We start from the raw sequence: 17,096 nt of genomic DNA, 5'->3' as shown, positions 1-17,096 counted from the left end.
ATTTTTGTCGCAATGAAATTTACAGCAGAACAAATAGCGGGAATTTTAGAAGGAGAAGTTGTTGGGAATCCCAATGCAGAAGTTTCTCGGCTATCTAAAATCGAAGAAGGCGAAGAAGGGTCGCTTACTTTTTTGGCTAATCCAAAGTATGTTAACTACATATATACTACAAAAGCAACAGTAACAATTGTTAACGACAGCTTTATTCCAGAACAGGATATTACTACAACTTTAATAAAAGTAGAAGATGCTTACGCGGCTTTTTCTAAACTTTTGCATTTTTACAATCAAGTAAAATTAAATAAAAACGGAATCGAACCTCAGTCATTTATGTCTGAAGGAACTAAATATGGGGAAAATTTATATTTAGGAAGTTTTAGTTATGTAGGTCAAAATGTAGTTTTAGGAAATAATGTTAAGATTTATCCAAACAGTTTTATTGGAGACAATGTGACAATTGGTGATAACGTTTTTGTTTTTGCAGGTGCAAAAATTTATTCTGAAACTATAATTGGAAACAATTGTACGATTCATTCAGGAACTATTATTGGAGCTGACGGTTTTGGTTTTGTGCCAAATGAAGAAGGAGTATATAGTAAAGTACCACAAATAGGTAATGTTATCATTGAAGATAATGTTGATATTGGTGCAAATACAACAATTGATAGAGCAACTCTTGGTTCTACAATTATTAGACAAGGAGTTAAATTAGACAATCAAATTCAGATCGCTCATAATGTTGAAATTGGTAGAAACACAGTAATTGCTGCTCAAAGTGGTGTTGCTGGTTCTACTAAAATTGGAGAAAGCTGTATGATTGGCGGGCAGGTTGGTATCGCAGGCCATTTAATTATAGGGAATAATGTTAGGCTTCAGGCGCAGTCTGGTGTCGCAAGAAACATTAAAGATGATGAAGTTTTACAAGGTTCGCCATCACTTGGATATAGCGATTTTAATAAATCATATGTTCATTTTAAAAACTTCCCTAAAATTGTAGCCGAAGTAGAAGAATTAAAAAAACAAATAATAAACCCAAAAAATGGAAATAATGGTTAAACAGAAGACCATCAAAAATGAAATTTCACTAACAGGAGTTGGATTACATACTGGAAAAGAAGTTACAATGACTTTTAAACCAGCTCCAATTAATAATGGTTTCACTTTTGTAAGAGTAGATTTGCAAGGTCAGCCAGTCATTGAGGCTGATGCTAATTATGTTGTTAACACGCAAAGAGGTACTAATTTAGAAAAATTAGGTGTAAAAATACAGACTCCAGAGCATGTTTTAGCTGCAGTAGTTGGTTGCGATTTGGATAATATTATTATTGAATTAGATGCCTCTGAACTTCCTATTATGGATGGTTCATCAAAATATTTTGTTGAAGCAATTGAAAAAGCTGGAATCGAAGAACAAGATGCAAGCCGTAATGTTTATGTGGTAAAAGAAGTAATTTCATTTACTGACGAAGCAACTGGAAGTGAAATCCTTGTGATGCCTAGCGATGATTATCAAGTGACAACAATGGTAGATTTTGGTACAAAAGTTTTAGGTACACAAAATGCTACATTAAAAAGTATATCAGATTTTAAAACTGAAATAGCAAGTTCAAGAACTTTCAGTTTCTTGCACGAACTAGAGTCTTTATTAGAACATGGCTTAATTAAAGGCGGTGATTTAAATAATGCAATTGTTTATGTAGACAAAGAAATCTCTGAGTCTACAATGGAAAATTTAAAGAAAGCCTTTGGTAAAGATGAAATTTCTGTAAAACCAAATGGAGTTTTAGATAATCTTACTTTGCACTATCCAAACGAGGCAGCAAGACATAAACTTCTTGATGTTATTGGAGATTTATCGCTTATTGGAGTTCGTATTCAAGGAAAAATTATTGCAAATAAACCAGGTCATTTTGTAAACACTCAGTTTGCTAAAAAACTGGCAAAAATTATCAAAATAGAGCAGCGTAATCATGTACCTGTTTATGACTTAAATCAAGAGCCATTGATGGATATTCATAAAATTATGGCAATGCTTCCTCACAGACCTCCATTTTTGTTAATTGACAGAATTATAGAAATGTCTGATCGTCATGTTGTTGGGTTGAAAAACGTTACTATGAACGAGAATTTCTTTGTAGGACACTTTCCAGAAGCACCAGTTATGCCAGGAGTTTTAATTGTTGAAGCAATGGCACAGACAGGTGGAATTTTAGTTTTAAGCACGGTTCCGGATCCTGAAAATTATTTGACATATTTCATGAAAATTGATAATGTTAAATTCAAACATAAAGTATTGCCTGGTGATACCTTAATTTTCAAATGTGAATTGATTTCTCCTATTAGAAGAGGAATTTGCCACATGCAGGCAAACGCTTATGCAAACGGAAAATTAGTTACTGAGGCAGAATTAATGGCACAAATCGCAAGAAAACAATAATTAATCAAATTTATTGTTTAGGTTTGTTGCCCTCAAATTAGACTATTTTAAATTTAAAATATAAAACTTACAGATGAATCAACCATTAGCATATGTTCATCCTGGCGCTAAAATCGCTAAAAATGTTGTAATTGAGCCTTTTACAACAATTCACAATAATGTTGTTATTGGTGATGGTACTTGGATTGGTTCAAACGTGACCATCATGGAAGGTGCGCGAATTGGAAAAAATTGTAATATTTTTCCAGGAGCTGTAATTTCTGCGGTGCCACAAGATTTAAAATTTGGCGGAGAAGATTCTCTTGCTATTATTGGAGATAATTGTACTATCAGAGAATGTGTTACAATCAATAGAGGTACAGTTGCATCTGGACAAACTATTCTTGGAAACAACTGTTTAGTAATGGCTTATGCTCACATTGCGCACGATTGCGAAATTGGAAATAATGCGATTATTGTAAATGGTGTAGCTTTGGCAGGACACGTAGTTGTAGGTAATCACGCTGTTATTGGTGGTTTAGCGGCTATTCATCAATTTATTCATATTGGAGATCATGCTATGATTTCTGGTGGATCTTTGGTTAGAAAAGACGTTCCCCCTTATACAAAAGCAGCAAAAGAGCCTTTGTCATATGTTGGAATTAATTCGGTTGGTTTAAGAAGAAGAGGTTTCAGTACTGAAAAAATCAGAGAAATTCAAGAGATCTACAGAATTTTATACCAAAAAAATTACAATACAACTCAAGCTTTAAGTATTATTGAAGCTGAAATGGAAGCGACTCCTGAGAGAGATGAGATTCTGGATTTTATCAGAAATTCATCACGAGGAATTATGAAAGGTTATTCAGGAAATTATTAAAATACCGTTTAACTGTTTATTTGTTTAATCGTTTAATTGAATAAACAAATAAAGGAATAAACGATTCAACAAATTAAAAAAACAAACAAACAAAATGGCATCTACATCAGATATTAGAAACGGATTGTGTATTAAATTTAATCACGATATCTATAAAATAGTTGAATTTCTTCACGTTAAGCCTGGAAAAGGTCCAGCTTTCGTTAGAACAAAATTAAGAAGTTTAACTACAGGAAGAGTATTAGATAATACATTTTCTGCGGGACATAAAATTGACGTTATTCGTGTAGAAACACATAATTATCAGTTTTTATATGCTGAAGGAGATGAATTTCATTTTATGAATACAGAATCTTTTGAGCAGATTTCTTTAAATAAAAACATCTTGGACGCTCCAGGTTTATTGAAAGAAGGAACAAGTGTAATGGTTCAGGTAAATACTGAAACTGATTTGCCTTTATCAGTAGATATGCCATCTTCTGTAATCCTTGAAGTTACATATGCAGAGCCAGGAGTAAAAGGAAATACAGCTACAAATGCTACAAAAAATGCAACAGTAGAAACTGGAGCATCTGTAAATGTTCCGTTGTTCATCAACGAAGGTGATAAAATTAAAATTGACACTGCTTCTGGTAATTACATGGAGCGTGTAAAAGAGTAATTTTTAATTAGATAATTTGTCAATGAGTCAATTAGAAAATTGATGCTTACGCAGAAATTGAATAATTTTTATTTTCTAATTGACACATTTTCTAATTGACACATTTTCTAATTGACAAATTTTCTAATTTAAAAATATGAAATTTCCAAAAGTTCACTCTTTAGAAGAAATTGCAAATTTGCTTAACTGCGAATTTATTGGTGACAAAAACTTTGAGGTTTTAGGCATGAACGAAATTCATGTGGTAGAACCCGGTGATATTGTTTTTGTTGACCATCCAAAATATTATGACAAAGCTTTGCAATCTGCAGCAACTATTGTTTTAATTAATAAAAAAGTAGACTGTCCAGAAGGTAAAGCGCTTTTAATTTCTGATGATCCTTTCAGAGATTTTAATACTTTAACAAAGCATTTTAAGCCTTTTCAATTTGCAAATGTGTCAATTTCATCATCTGCAGAAATTGGAGAAGGTACTTTTATACAGCCTAATAGCTTTATTGGGAACCATGTGAAAATTGGTAAAAACTGCCTAATCCATTCAAATGTTTCGATTTACGATTATACAGTAATTGGCGATAATGTTATTATCCATGCTGGAACAATTTTAGGAGCTGATGCATTTTATTATAAAAAACGTCCTGAAGGTTTTGATCAGTTAATTTCTGGTGGAAGAGTTGTTATTGAGGACAATGTTGGAATAGGGGCTCTTTGCACAATTGATAAAGGAGTTACCGGTGATACAACAATTGGAGAAGGAACAAAATTAGATAATCAGGTTCATGTTGGACATGATACAATTATCGGAAAAAAATGTTTAATTGCATCGCAGACAGGTATTGCAGGTTGTGTTGTTATTGAAGATGAAGTTACAATTTGGGGACAAGTTGGAACAACAAGTGGTATTACAATAGGAGCAAAGGCTGTTATTATGGGACAAACAGGCGTTACTAAGTCGGTTGAAGGTGGAAAGTCTTATTTTGGAACTCCAATCGAAGAATCAAGAGAAAAGTTGAAACAATTGGCTAATATCAAAAAGATTCCTGAAATTCTAAATAAATTGAAATAATATGTCTATTAAAGAATTTGTTCAAAAATTTTATAAGTCAGATGCCTTAATTGATAGCGAAATCATGAAAATTTATTTGCATCCTGATGTAAAATTAGATTGGAACAGCACTAAAGGATTGATTGAAATGGATTATGATTCGATGCTTGCAATGGCTAATGAGTTAAGTCGTGCATATGTGCGTTCTAAGGTAAGAATCAGTCATATCATTGCTGAAGATGACTTAGTTTCAATACGTTATTCTCATTTTGTGAAAACGATTGAGAATCCGAGAGAAGAGATGTTATTAGCCCATTTTGCGACTATATGGCAAATAAAAGATGATAAACTCTATCGAGGTTATCAAATGAGTCAATTTTCTTAATTTTTTTTGAGAATAAAAAGGTAAAATACGTTACAAAACCTTACTTTTGCATCACAATTTTAAAAACTACATAAAATATATATCATGAGTGTTTTAGTTAATAAAGATTCCAAAATAATTGTTCAAGGATTTACAGGAAGCGAAGGAACTTTCCACGCTTCTCAAATGATTGAGTACGGTACTAATGTTGTTGGTGGTGTTACTCCAGGAAAAGGAGGAACTAGCCATTTAGATCGTCCAGTTTTTAATACAGTAAAAGACGCTGTTGATCAAGCTGGAGCTGATACATCTATTATTTTTGTACCGCCAGCTTTTGCTGCTGATGCAATTATGGAAGCTGCTGATGCCGGAATTAAAGTAATTATTGCTATTACAGAAGGAATTCCTGTTGCAGACATGATTAAAGCAAATAATTATGTTAAAGAAAGAAATTCAAGATTAATTGGGCCAAACTGCCCAGGAGTTATCACTCCAGGAGAAGCTAAAGTTGGTATTATGCCAGGTTTCGTTTTCAAAAAAGGAACAGTTGGTATCGTTTCTAAATCAGGAACTTTAACTTATGAAGCTGCTGACCAAGTTGTAAAACAAGGTTTAGGAATCACTACAGCTATTGGAATTGGTGGAGATCCAATTATTGGAACTACAACTAAAGAAGCTGTTGAATTATTAATGAATGATCCAGAAACTGAAGTAATCATTATGATTGGTGAAATTGGTGGTCAATTAGAAGCTGATGCTGCTAAATGGGTAAAAGCTGATGGTAACCGTAAGCCAGTTATTGGTTTTATCGCTGGAGAAACTGCTCCTGCTGGTAGAACAATGGGTCACGCTGGTGCTATTGTTGGAGGTTCTGACGATACAGCAGCTGCTAAAAAACAAATCATGAGAGACAACGGAATTCACGTTGTTGATTCACCAGCTGAAATTGGTAAAAAAGTAAAAGAAGTACTTGGATAATCTCCAATATTTGAAATAAAAAATTTCCAAAAAAAGTCTCAATATTTACTTGAGACTTTTTTACATTTTAAAATACTAAGGTATAATATAAAAAACTTAGCATCTCAGATCCTTAGTATCTTAGGAGCTTAAAAATGAAGTATGTATAAAGAATTAGAAAAGTTTAAAGCAAGCAGCAGTTTTGCTTTTACTATTGAAGACAGTTTAGAAGAAGTTTGTAATGCGCCAGAAGGAAGTGCTGGAATTTTTGTAGTTTATGCTGTTGAAGGGGCAGAGAAAGAACTTATTATGGTTGGTTCTACAGGAACTGTTCAGAATGACGGAACTCTAAAAAGCAAAAATGGAGGTCTTTACGATAAAATTGTTAATGGTCATCAATTTGCTAAAACTGGAAGAAAATATTCTTGGCCTGCACAAATGAAGTTAGAGAATATTTCTGTTCTTGAAGTAGTTTGGTACGAAACTTTTAATGCAGATATTAAAGCAATTCCAACAGCTGTTGAAGGACAGGTTTTGCAAAACTTCTTAGATGAAAATGCTAAATTGCCTAGATGGAATGTAGCTTTCTAAAGTTATTTTATAATATAAAAATATTAAAAAGCCTTACTTTAATTAGTAAGGCTTTTTTTATGAAATTTTAGGTTTTGATTTTTGAATTTTATATATTTAAAAACCAAAACCAAACTAAACCTATGATTAAGAATTACTTGCTGTTGCTGACTTTGTGCATTTTTTCTTCAGTAAATTCTCAAATAATTAATATTCCGGACGCTAAATTTAAGGCAAAATTGCTAGAGGCCGATGTTGTCAATGACATTGCTAAAGATAATAATCAAAACAATATCAAAATTGATTCAAACGGAGATGGTGTAATTCAGGAAAATGAAGCTTTGGAAGTACGCTTTTTAAAGATACCTTTCAGTGATATTAGCAGTTTAGATGGAATTAAAAAATTCACTAATTTATGGAATTTACAATGTAGCCAAAACCAATTGACAAGTTTGGATTTAAGCAATTTACCAAATTTAGTATCAGTTTCATGTTATGATAACAAGTTGACTTCGATAAATTTAAATGGTTGTACTAAAATGTTGGATATAAATTGTTCCAATAATTCTTTAACAAGTTTAGATTTAACTGGATTAAATAGGATAGATAAAATAGAGTGTTATAATAATTTAATTGAAGATTTAGATGTTTCGAATTTAGCGGACTTAGTTTTTTTATTTTGTGAAAGTAATAGATTAAAAAAACTAGACTTGACTGGCAATCCAAAATTAATAAATTTAAGATGTGCAAATAATGAAATTTCGAACTTAGATTTGTTAGGTCTAAAACTTGTGCATTTAAACGTAAGTGGAAATAAACTTTCAGCACTTAATTTAGATGATAAAGTTGAACTTGAAACACTGCGTTTTGAAAATAATCCGTTATTAAATATTGATCTTGGTAAACTAAATATGCCAAATTTGGATTTTCTAGAATGTGGTAATACTGGTATTACGAAATTTGACATTTCCAAGTTTAAAAAATTAACAATGCTATCGTGTCCATCGCTGAACCTAGAGGAATTAGATCTTACAAATCTTAATTTTATAGAATATTTAATTTGCTCCAGTAATAAATTTAAAAAACTAGATGTAAGCAATTTGTCAAATCTAAAATCTTTTAATTTTGATTGGAATCCATTGTTAGAAACTGTTTTTATGAAAAATGGAAGCATTGAAAATGAGATATTTATGAATGAGACGCCAAATCTAAAATATATTTGTGCAGATGATGATCAGTTGTCTGAAGTTCAAAGCATACTATCTTCTTACAACTATAATAATTGTTTGGTCAATTCCTATTGTTTTTTTGAGCCAGGAGGGGAAAGTTATTCGATCCAGTTGACAAATCGTAATGATCTGAATAATAATGGATGCGATGCTTTGGATATCCCAGCATCTTTCTTAAAGTTCAAAATTGATAATGGGATCAAATCAGGAAATTTTATAAGTAATGAAGCAGGGAAGTATGATGCAAAAGTTGTAGCTGGAAATTATAAAGTTACTCCAATTTTTGAAAATCCAAGTTATTTTTCAATTTCACCAGCCTCAATGGAAGTGGAGTTTCCAACAGTTTCAAGTCCATTTTTACAAGATTTTTGTGTTAAAGCAATAGGAATACATAATGACTTAGAAGTGACATTCTTGCCAATTTGGCCATCAAGACCAGGTTTTGCTGCGAGATATAAAATTGTATATAAGAATAAAGGGAATGTAGCTCAATCAGGAACGCTTAGTTTAGCATTTGATGATGCTGTGCTTGATTTAACTGGTTCAAATCCTTCAGTTTCTACAACAGCATCAAATAAAATTTCATGGGATTTTACTAATTTAAAACCTTTTGAATCAAGACAGATTTTATTAAATTTTGATGTAAACTCTCCAATCGAAACTCCTCCAGTAAATAATGGTGATATTCTTTCTTATACAGCTGCAATAACTTCATCCGTTGTTGATGAAACGTCTTTAGATAATACTTTTGTGTATAATGAAACTGTAGTTGGCTCTTATGATCCAAATGATAAAATTTGTCTTGAAGGAAACGTTATTACTCCGACTTTAATTGGAGAATATGTTCACTATATGATTCGGTTTGAAAACACAGGGACTTATATGGCTCAAAATATTGTGGTTAAGGATATGATTGATCTTTCAAAATTTGATATTTCGACTTTAGTTCCAACTAGTGCAAGCCATTCGTATACAACAAAAATTTCTGATGGAAATAAAGTCGAATTTATCTTTGAAAATATTAACCTTCCTTTTAATAATGTTAACCGAAATGGATATATCGCTTTTAAAATCAAAACATTGCCAACCTTAAAAAAAGGAGATACTTTTGAAAATGAAGCTAATATCTATTTTGATTATAATTTTCCAATATTAACGAATAAAGCGACTTCCACATTTAAGGCACTTGGACGACAAGATTTTGAGTTTTCAGAATATTTCAATATTTATCCAAATCCCGTTCAAGATATTTTGAATATTGATTCTAAAAATACAATTCAAAAAAAGTCAATGCAAATATTTGATGTTTTAGGGCAAACGATTATTTCGGTTTTAAATGCTGAGAATGTATCAAAAATTGATGTTTCCAAACTTCAGAGTGGAAATTATATTTTAAAAATTAGTTCGGATAGGGGAAGTTCGAGTTTTAAGTTTATAAAAAGATAAGGAAAGGCTAAAAATAGTTTAATCTTACATTTCTCTCTTTAAATTTTTCGAATGCTTTTAATTAGCTATTCGCTTATTGATACTTCTACATGTAATCGATTGCGTAAGGTTTATTATTAAAATAATGTGTCTTTTTTGTAAAATAATTGTTTTTAAAAGATTGCTTTTATATATTTATCGAACAAAATTAAAGGATAATGTTAAAAAAATAAAATCCTTGTATTAAGTAAATCTCAAAGAAGAGAATTTTGCCCCGAAATACCATGAAGACTCCTACTTTACTATTTAATGTTGTTGATGATAATACGCTTTGGAATAAATTGAAAGATGGTGATGAAAAATCATTTTCAATGCTGTTCGAACGATATTATGCCGATTTAGTGCGATATGGAAATTCGCTCTCTCCATTCGAAGAAAAAGTTCAGGATTGTATTCAGGATGTTTTTACCGATATTTGGATTTATCGAAATTCTTTGCAGTCTTCAGTTGTTGTAAAAGCCTACTTGTTATCCAGTGTACGCAAACGAATTGCACGTTTGCACGAACGGGATCATATTTTTCGAAAAACTGCAAGTACAGATTCTATTGCTTTTCTTCTTGAATTTTCAGTAGATCATCAACTTTTAGATGAAGCTGATGATGATGCCAAAGAAAAAATAATTCACTTGAACAATCTCCTAAATGAATTGCCTGCAAGACAAAAAGAAGCTTTGTATCTTCGTTATCATCAAGGTCTTAGTGTAGAACAAATTGCCGAAATGCTTGATGTGAATTATCAATCGGCTAGTAATTTGTTGCATCGTGGATTAATGACGTTGCGAAGAGATTGGAAGGGCAGTTTTTGCTTATTTCTTCTGCTATCCGCAAGCGGTTTTTAATTTTCTTTCAAAAAAAATAAAAAAAATCATAATTTAGTGAGTATATAATAAGAGTCCTGTCCTCTATGTTTTTGTAACCTTATTTTTAGATGCAAAAACGTAACACATATACTCAAATTGAAGACTTCTTGTCTGACGAATCATTCCAGTCTTGGGTTTTGCTAAAAACTGATCAAGACGGCTGGGAAGAATGGACTTTAGAGAGTCGTCATCGTGCAAAACTTGTTCAGGATGCCAGACATTTACTTTTGGCAATGAAAGTTCCAGAAGCTGATCTATCAAAATCGGATATTCAAAAAGCACTTCAAAATACTTGGCATAAAATAGAAGAAAAAGAAAATCAAATTCTTTTTGGCAAAAATGCCGGTACAAAGTTTTTCAAAAACTATTTTTTAACTGGAATTGCAGCAAGTTTGTTCTTTTGTCTGCTAACTGTCTGGTATTATAAAAATTATTACTCCGCTGATAATATAGTTACTTATAAAGAGCTGATAGCTGAAAATAGTGAAGGATTAGTTGAACAGACAAATAATTCAAGCAATCCTCAAATTATCACATTGTCAGACGGAAGTTCTGTTTTATTACAGCCAAATAGTAAATTAAGTTACCCTAAAATCTTTACCGGGAACGAAAGAAAGGTGTATTTATCCGGCGAAGGTTTCTTTGAAATTAGTAAAAATCCTAAAAAGCCTTTTTTCGTTTACGCTAATGAGATTGTCACAAAGGTAGTTGGGACTAGTTTTAGAGTTAAAGCTTATTCTGATCAGCCTGCTGTTGAAGTTCTTGTTCGCACCGGTAAAGTTAAGGTAAGGTCGAATGATTTGGTTTCGAAATCAGATCATCAGGAAGTGATACTTCTTCCTAATCAGGCGCTTCGTTTTTTTAGAAGTGATTTAAAATTCAACAAAATCACAAATATTACACAAGACAAAGCATTAGTGCAGAGTGTGGGGAATATTGAACAATTAAGTTTTGAATTTAGTGATATTCCTGTTTCTCAAATTTTTGAAACTATTGAACAGGCTTATCAGGTTAAAATCGATTATCCTAAAAATAAATTAAAAGACTGCCACCTGACCACTTCGCTGAGCGATCAGCCTTTGCCTGAAAAACTAAAAATTGTTTGTAAAAGTATCAGTGTAGAAACTAATTTCGAAATGAATGGAAATCAGATTATTATAACTTCTGAAGGTTGTAATTAATTACTGCTTTGTAACTGTAATTACAGGCATTTTGATTTCATTCTTAAAAATAAAAACCAAAAATTAACCAAAAACAAAAACTAATAGTAAAAGCCTATGTAAAATAAAATGCATAAAAAAAGTGCCGAAATGCTGTAACATTATCGACACTTATTAGATTGAATTCCTCTCTGTAAAGAGCAATTCAGTTCGTTTCTTAAAATACACGCGAATCAGTATTAATCAAAACAAACCAAAATTATGAAAAAACCAGTTGGTAAACAACGATTACTCCATCGAATCATGAAAATAACACTATTTCAGTTTGTCTTAGCACTTATATTTTCAAGTGTTACAATGGCAAACAGTGTAAATGGGCAAAAAAAATTAGATACTAAAGTTACAATTACAGTTGAAAATTTAACTCTAGACAATGCATTATCTAAAATTGAAAAGTCAGCACAAGTAAAATTTTCTTATAATTCAAGATTACCTCAATTAAACCAAAAAGTTAGCATTGAGGCAAATCAAGAAACTTTGTCTAGTATTCTTAATAGAATTCTAGCGCCTTTTAATATTACTTTTTCTGAAGTCAGCAATCAGATTGTTTTGCAAAAAAATGCGATAACAGATCCATTTTCTGCGACAGCAAATCATGATGCTTTATCGAATATTTTTACGGCAGGTCCTATTATTAAAGGGAAAGTTACAGATGTTACAGGGAGTCCGCTTCCTGGTGCGACAGTAATGGCAAAAGGGACTAAGATTGCAGTTTTGACCGATTTTGATGGAAATTTCTCTATTGAAATGCCGGCAAACAGCACCACTTTAGTGATTTCTTATGTAGGAATGGAGACAAAAGAAATTGGCACTTCAAATACTTCACCAACAATTGTTTTGACTGAATTAGGTCAAAATTTGAAAGAAGTTGTGGTGACAACAGGTTATGAAAAAACATCTAAAAGAACCTTTACTGGAGCAATCAGTAAAATTTCTGGAAGCGAATTAAAAGTTGATGGTGTAGTTGACGTAAGCCGAATGATCGAAGGAAAAGCGGCCGGAGTTACAGTGCAGAATGTTACCGGAACTTTTGGTACAGCTCCTAAAATTACAGTTCGTGGTTCGTCTTCAATTTTTGGAGATACAAAACCGCTTTGGGTAATTGACGGTGTTGTTCAAGAGGATATTATAAATCTAAGTTTTGCTGATTTAGCTTCTGGTAATTCTGAGACTTTATTGAGTTCATCTGTTGCAGGTTTAAATGCAAATGATATTCAAAGCATTGAAATTCTTAAAGATGCATCGGCTACGTCAATTTATGGTTCAAGATCTTTAAATGGTGTTGTTGTTGTAACTACAAAGCAAGGACGCAGAGATTCTCCTTTAAAAATTAGTTATGCCATAGAGCAGACTGCGAGAACGGTGCCTAATTACAGCCAATACGATATTTTGAATTCGCAGGAATCAATGAGTATTTTTAAAGAAATGGAAGGAAAGGGATATCTTGATCTTCCGTCGACTGTTAACGGAAGATATGGTGGAGCATACAATCTGTTAGGCCGAGCAATTAATACTTATATTCCTGAAACTAACAGCTATTTAGTGAACAATGATCCAGTTAGCCGAAATAATTTCTTAAAGAAATACGAATTGGCAAATACAGACTGGTTTGGAACTTTGTTCAGACCTTCATTGACTCAAAATCACTCTTTAAGTTTTTCGGGTGGAGGAAAAAACAATACGTTTTACGCCTCTTTAGGATATTATACAGATCCAGGATGGACTATTGCTGATGATGTAAAACAATTATCATCAAACATAAAAGGAACATTTTATATCAACGATAAATTGAATATTACATTATCAACACTTGCTTCTATTCGTGATCAAGGCGCTCCTGGAAGTTATGAAAGTGAAAAAGATGTTGTTTTTGGAAAAGTGACTCGTGATTTTGATATCAACCCGTTCAATTATGTTTTGAATACGAGCAGAACGCTTAGACCTTATGATGAGAATGGAAATTTGGAGTATTACAGAAATAACTGGGCTCCAATGAACATCATCAATGAATTGGCTAATAACTTCATGGAGATTAAAGTAAAAGATATTCGTTTCCAGATGGATTTAGATTACAAAATAAATCCGCATTGGAATTATAATTTAACAGCTTCTGCACGTTACGCAAATACAACACGTGAGCATAAAATTTTAGAAGGCTCGAATGTTGTTGGTGCTTACAATGCAATGGAAAATACTCTTGTAAGAGATGCTAATATCTTTTTATACCAAGATCCAAATGATTTGACTGCACCGAAAGTTTCGGTATTGCCAAATGGAGGATTTTTAAGAAAGTTCACTAACGATATGACTTCTTATAATATCAGAAACAGTGTTAATTACAGAAACACATTTAACGAAAAACATGAACTTGAAGGTTTCTTTGGAACAGAGATGAGAGTTGTGGACAGAAGCAGTGACAACTTCGTTGCAGCAGGAATTCAGTATGATAGAGGGCTTACGGCTTTTACTGATCCAAGATTATTAGAAAAAATCATAAATGCCGGAGATTCTTATTATGGTTTTAATGAAGAGAAAGAAAGAACAGTTGGTTTCTTTGGGAAAGTAGGATATACTTATGATCGTCGTTATACTGCTTCGGTAACAGGACGTTATGACGGATCAAACAGACAAGGAGACAGCGGTTCGTCAAGATGGCTTCCAACCTATACTTTCAGTGGAAAATGGAATCTTTCTGAAGAAAATTTCATGAAAAATGTTGAATCTGTAAACAATTTAAGTTTAAGAGGATCTTACGGTTTAACCGCAACTGCTGGACCTGCAACAAACTCTTTGGCGATTTACAAAAGTTTTATTACAGATCGTTTGAATCTTGATGACAGAGAAACTGGAATCAGAATTGATGAATTGCAAAACGGTGATTTGACTTGGGAAAAACAATACGAAACCAACTTAGGTGTTGATCTTGGAATGTTCAGAAACAGAATTGCATTAACTACAGATATTTACCGTCGTAAAGCATTTGACTTGGTTGATTACGTTATTACTTCGGGTGTTGGAGGACAAAGAATTAAACAAGGAAATAATGCCAACATGGAGACAAAAGGTCTTGAAGTTGGTTTTACTACCAGAAATATTGTAGCTGATAATTTTAAATGGTCCACAACCCTTAACTTCTCTGTTTACAGTCAAAAAATTACAAAACTGGAAAACAAACCAACGACATTTGATTTGATTGACGGAAATGGTGGAAATACCATTGGACATCCAAGAAATTCATTGTATTCGTACCAGTTTACAGGCTTAAATGAACAAGGACTTCCAACTTTTATTATGCCAGAAGGAGAAACTGATAATATAACTGGAGCTGATTTTCAGGATAATAAAGATGTTACAAAATACTTGAAATATGAAGGTTCAATTGAACCAAATAAATCACTTGGTCTTGCTAATACATTTACATATAAAGACTGGTCATTATACATCTTTTTTGTTGGGTCAGGCGGAAATAAAGTTCGTTTGAATCCAGTTTATGACAGTACTTATGATGATTTGACTGTATTTACAAAAGATTTCACAAACCGTTGGATAAATCCTGGTGACGAAAACTTTACAAATGTTCCAGTAATTGCAGATCAGAGACTTAATGCAAATTATGGAGGAGAGCGTACGCTTGCAAGAGCTTACAATACTTATAATTATTCTGATGTCAGAATTGCAAGTGGTGATTTCGTGAGATTGAAAAATATTTCATTAAGCTGGGAATTTCCTAAAGATTTCAAAAAGAAAATTGGCGTAAGCACATTTACTTTAAAAGGGTCTGCAGTGAATCCGTGGTTGGTTTATTCAGATAAAAAACTAAACGGACAAGATCCTGAATTTAGAAATTCTGGTGGTGTTGCGTTGCCAGTTACGTCTCAATATACTTTTACTCTAAACATTTCATTATAATATTTAAAATTATGAAAAAGATAAAAATAACTTTATTTCTATTAGTACTTCTAAGTATTACTAGTTGTGATGATTTTCTTTCTGAAAAACCAGATAATAGAACCGAAATAGATACTCCTGAAAAAATCTCTGAATTATTAGTAAATGCTTATCCGCAGGATAGTTATTTTGATTTTGCAGAAACAATGTCGGACAACGTTTTTGACAGTGGTTTGGCTAATACTTTGAGAAAAAACGAGCAGAACTACAATTGGGAAATTCAAAGCGAAACTGATACTGACAGTCAGGCTGCTTATTGGGATGCTTGCTACAGAGCAATTGCACACGCAAACAAAGCATTAGAAGCAATTGAGCAATTAGGAAGTACTAAAAGTCTTAATCCGCAAAAAGGGGAGGCGTTGCTTGCTAGAGCCTATTCGCATTTTATGTTGGTTTCTTTCTGGTCACAGCGTTACAATCCTGCAACAGCTGATAAAGATTTAGGAATTCCATACGTAACAAAACCAGAAACGGCTTTGATTACAAAATACACGCGAAACACTGTAGCAGAAGTTTTTGATTTTATTCAAAAAGATCTTGAAGAAGGTTTGCCACTTTTAACGAATGATTATTCAGAACCTAAATTCCATTTTAATAAAGAGGCCGGAAAAGCTTTTGCAAGCCGTTTTTATTTAATTAAAGGAAATTGGGACAGAGTAATTGAATTGTCTAACGACTTAGGTTCTAAGCCTGTTGGAAAAATTAGAGATTACGCCGCTTACAAGCTATATGATTTTCAGACACAAAATATGCTTTATGCAAGCAGCAATGATCCTACAAACCTGTTGGTTGTTTCTCCAGAATCCTATTACGCTAGAGCTTCTTATTCTGGATCTAGCGCAAGTCGCTTTTTCCTTTCAGGAACAAAATACGGTGATATAATTGGGACGCCAACTAATATTTTTGGAAAGCAATGGCATTATTTGATTTATTCGCGTAATAGTTTCATCACAGCTTTTGTGCCTAAATTTTATGAGTATTTCAAATATACGAACGTAACAGCAAATGTTGGAAACGGTTATTTGGCCGAAGTTTTATTGAGCAACGATGAGTTTTTCTTGAACAGAATTGAAGCACATGTTATGAAAGGCCAAATTGCAGAAGCAAATGCGGAATTAGAATACTTTCTTTCAACAAGAACAGTAGGTTATAATGCCACAACTGATAAACTTACTGAGGCTAAAGTAGTAGCAAAATATCCAGTTATTGAAAATGAACTAACTCCATTTTACACGATGACACCGGTTCAGACTTCTTACATTAAAGCTATTACCGAAACCAGAAGAAGAGATTTTATTCACGAAGGAATGAGATGGTTTGATGTGAAACGATTTAATATCGTGGTAAAACATGAAATTTTCAACAAACCAACAAACACGCTTGTGAAAGATGATAAACGTAGAGCAATCCAAATTCCGCTTCACGCTTCAAGCAATGGTATTGAGTCAAATCCTAGATAAA

General features: G+C 32.6%; 13 protein-coding genes. All 13 read left to right on the top strand.

Annotation, left to right across the window (positions count from 1 at the left end):
* Positions 1–12 precede the first annotated feature (12 nt).
* Positions 13–1,056 carry a UDP-3-O-(3-hydroxymyristoyl)glucosamine N-acyltransferase gene (lpxD, locus tag EV145_RS04220; protein ID WP_133523982.1) on the top strand — a complete coding sequence of 348 codons (1,044 nt, stop codon included), beginning with the start codon at positions 13–15 and terminating at the stop codon, positions 1,054–1,056.
* Complete coding sequence (locus EV145_RS04215; RefSeq protein ID WP_133523981.1) at positions 1,049–2,437, top strand: bifunctional UDP-3-O-[3-hydroxymyristoyl] N-acetylglucosamine deacetylase/3-hydroxyacyl-ACP dehydratase; 1,389 nt, start codon at positions 1,049–1,051, stop codon at positions 2,435–2,437. Before lpxD ends, EV145_RS04215 begins: the two co-directional genes overlap by 8 nt.
* A 73-nt stretch (positions 2,438–2,510) precedes the next feature.
* Entirely contained in the window at positions 2,511–3,296 is a 786-nt protein-coding gene (lpxA, locus tag EV145_RS04210) for an acyl-ACP--UDP-N-acetylglucosamine O-acyltransferase (RefSeq protein ID WP_029270176.1), read from the top strand.
* Between the two features lie 94 nt (positions 3,297–3,390).
* A complete protein-coding gene (gene efp / locus EV145_RS04205) occupies positions 3,391–3,957 on the top strand; it encodes an elongation factor P (protein ID WP_133523980.1) in 567 nt (188 codons plus the stop codon).
* A 136-nt stretch (positions 3,958–4,093) separates the two neighbouring features.
* Positions 4,094–5,023: a UDP-3-O-(3-hydroxymyristoyl)glucosamine N-acyltransferase gene (locus tag EV145_RS04200; RefSeq protein ID WP_133523979.1), complete on the top strand. Its 930-nt coding sequence runs from the start codon at positions 4,094–4,096 to the stop codon at positions 5,021–5,023.
* Position 5,024: 1 nt separating this feature from the next.
* Positions 5,025–5,387, top strand: coding sequence for a nuclear transport factor 2 family protein (locus EV145_RS04195; protein ID WP_133523978.1), 363 nt, complete (start codon positions 5,025–5,027; stop codon positions 5,385–5,387).
* 84 nt (positions 5,388–5,471) lie between these two features.
* The gene (sucD, locus tag EV145_RS04190) at positions 5,472–6,344 is read left to right on the top strand and encodes a succinate--CoA ligase subunit alpha (protein ID WP_133523977.1); all 873 of its coding nucleotides are present in this window, start codon (positions 5,472–5,474) and stop codon (positions 6,342–6,344) included.
* A gap of 141 nt (positions 6,345–6,485) precedes the next feature.
* A complete protein-coding gene (locus tag EV145_RS04185; protein WP_133523976.1) occupies positions 6,486–6,914 on the top strand; it encodes a hypothetical protein in 429 nt (142 codons plus the stop codon).
* A 122-nt stretch (positions 6,915–7,036) separates the two neighbouring features.
* Positions 7,037–9,568, top strand: a complete 2,532-nt coding sequence (locus tag EV145_RS04180) for a T9SS type A sorting domain-containing protein (RefSeq protein WP_133523975.1) — start codon at positions 7,037–7,039, stop codon at positions 9,566–9,568.
* A gap of 263 nt (positions 9,569–9,831) precedes the next feature.
* Positions 9,832–10,446 carry an RNA polymerase sigma factor gene (locus EV145_RS04175; RefSeq protein WP_133523974.1) on the top strand — a complete coding sequence of 205 codons (615 nt, stop codon included), beginning with the start codon at positions 9,832–9,834 and terminating at the stop codon, positions 10,444–10,446.
* A gap of 89 nt (positions 10,447–10,535) precedes the next feature.
* The gene (locus tag EV145_RS04170) at positions 10,536–11,648 is read left to right on the top strand and encodes a FecR family protein (protein ID WP_133523973.1); all 1,113 of its coding nucleotides are present in this window, start codon (positions 10,536–10,538) and stop codon (positions 11,646–11,648) included.
* A 240-nt stretch (positions 11,649–11,888) separates the two neighbouring features.
* On the top strand, positions 11,889–15,596 hold the full coding sequence (locus EV145_RS04165; RefSeq protein WP_133523972.1) for a SusC/RagA family TonB-linked outer membrane protein: 3,708 nt from the start codon (positions 11,889–11,891) through the stop codon (positions 15,594–15,596).
* Between the two features lie 11 nt (positions 15,597–15,607).
* A complete protein-coding gene (locus EV145_RS04160; RefSeq protein ID WP_133523971.1) occupies positions 15,608–17,095 on the top strand; it encodes a RagB/SusD family nutrient uptake outer membrane protein in 1,488 nt (495 codons plus the stop codon).
* Position 17,096: the final 1 nt, after the last annotated feature.

The sequence above is a fragment of the Flavobacterium sp. 245 genome (assembly GCF_004362055.1).
Lineage (GTDB): Bacteria > Bacteroidota > Bacteroidia > Flavobacteriales > Flavobacteriaceae > Flavobacterium.
This window is presented reverse-complemented; position numbering and strand designations above follow the sequence as displayed.

What these genes read in the sequence shown, in the direction of transcription:
- EV145_RS04165 (WP_133523972.1), top strand. Translation starts at nt 11,889, where the DNA reads ATGAAAAAACCAGTTGGTAAACAACGATTACTCCATCGAATCATGAAA.
- lpxD (WP_133523982.1), top strand. Translation starts at nt 13, where the DNA reads ATGAAATTTACAGCAGAACAAATAGCGGGAATTTTAGAAGGAGAAGTT.
- EV145_RS04185 (WP_133523976.1), top strand. Translation starts at nt 6,486, where the DNA reads ATGTATAAAGAATTAGAAAAGTTTAAAGCAAGCAGCAGTTTTGCTTTT.
- lpxA (WP_029270176.1), top strand. Translation starts at nt 2,511, where the DNA reads ATGAATCAACCATTAGCATATGTTCATCCTGGCGCTAAAATCGCTAAA.
- sucD (WP_133523977.1), top strand. Translation starts at nt 5,472, where the DNA reads ATGAGTGTTTTAGTTAATAAAGATTCCAAAATAATTGTTCAAGGATTT.
- EV145_RS04195 (WP_133523978.1), top strand. Translation starts at nt 5,025, where the DNA reads ATGTCTATTAAAGAATTTGTTCAAAAATTTTATAAGTCAGATGCCTTA.
- EV145_RS04180 (WP_133523975.1), top strand. Translation starts at nt 7,037, where the DNA reads ATGATTAAGAATTACTTGCTGTTGCTGACTTTGTGCATTTTTTCTTCA.
- EV145_RS04160 (WP_133523971.1), top strand. Translation starts at nt 15,608, where the DNA reads ATGAAAAAGATAAAAATAACTTTATTTCTATTAGTACTTCTAAGTATT.
- EV145_RS04175 (WP_133523974.1), top strand. Translation starts at nt 9,832, where the DNA reads ATGAAGACTCCTACTTTACTATTTAATGTTGTTGATGATAATACGCTT.
- EV145_RS04200 (WP_133523979.1), top strand. Translation starts at nt 4,094, where the DNA reads ATGAAATTTCCAAAAGTTCACTCTTTAGAAGAAATTGCAAATTTGCTT.
- EV145_RS04170 (WP_133523973.1), top strand. Translation starts at nt 10,536, where the DNA reads ATGCAAAAACGTAACACATATACTCAAATTGAAGACTTCTTGTCTGAC.
- efp (WP_133523980.1), top strand. Translation starts at nt 3,391, where the DNA reads ATGGCATCTACATCAGATATTAGAAACGGATTGTGTATTAAATTTAAT.
- EV145_RS04215 (WP_133523981.1), top strand. Translation starts at nt 1,049, where the DNA reads ATGGTTAAACAGAAGACCATCAAAAATGAAATTTCACTAACAGGAGTT.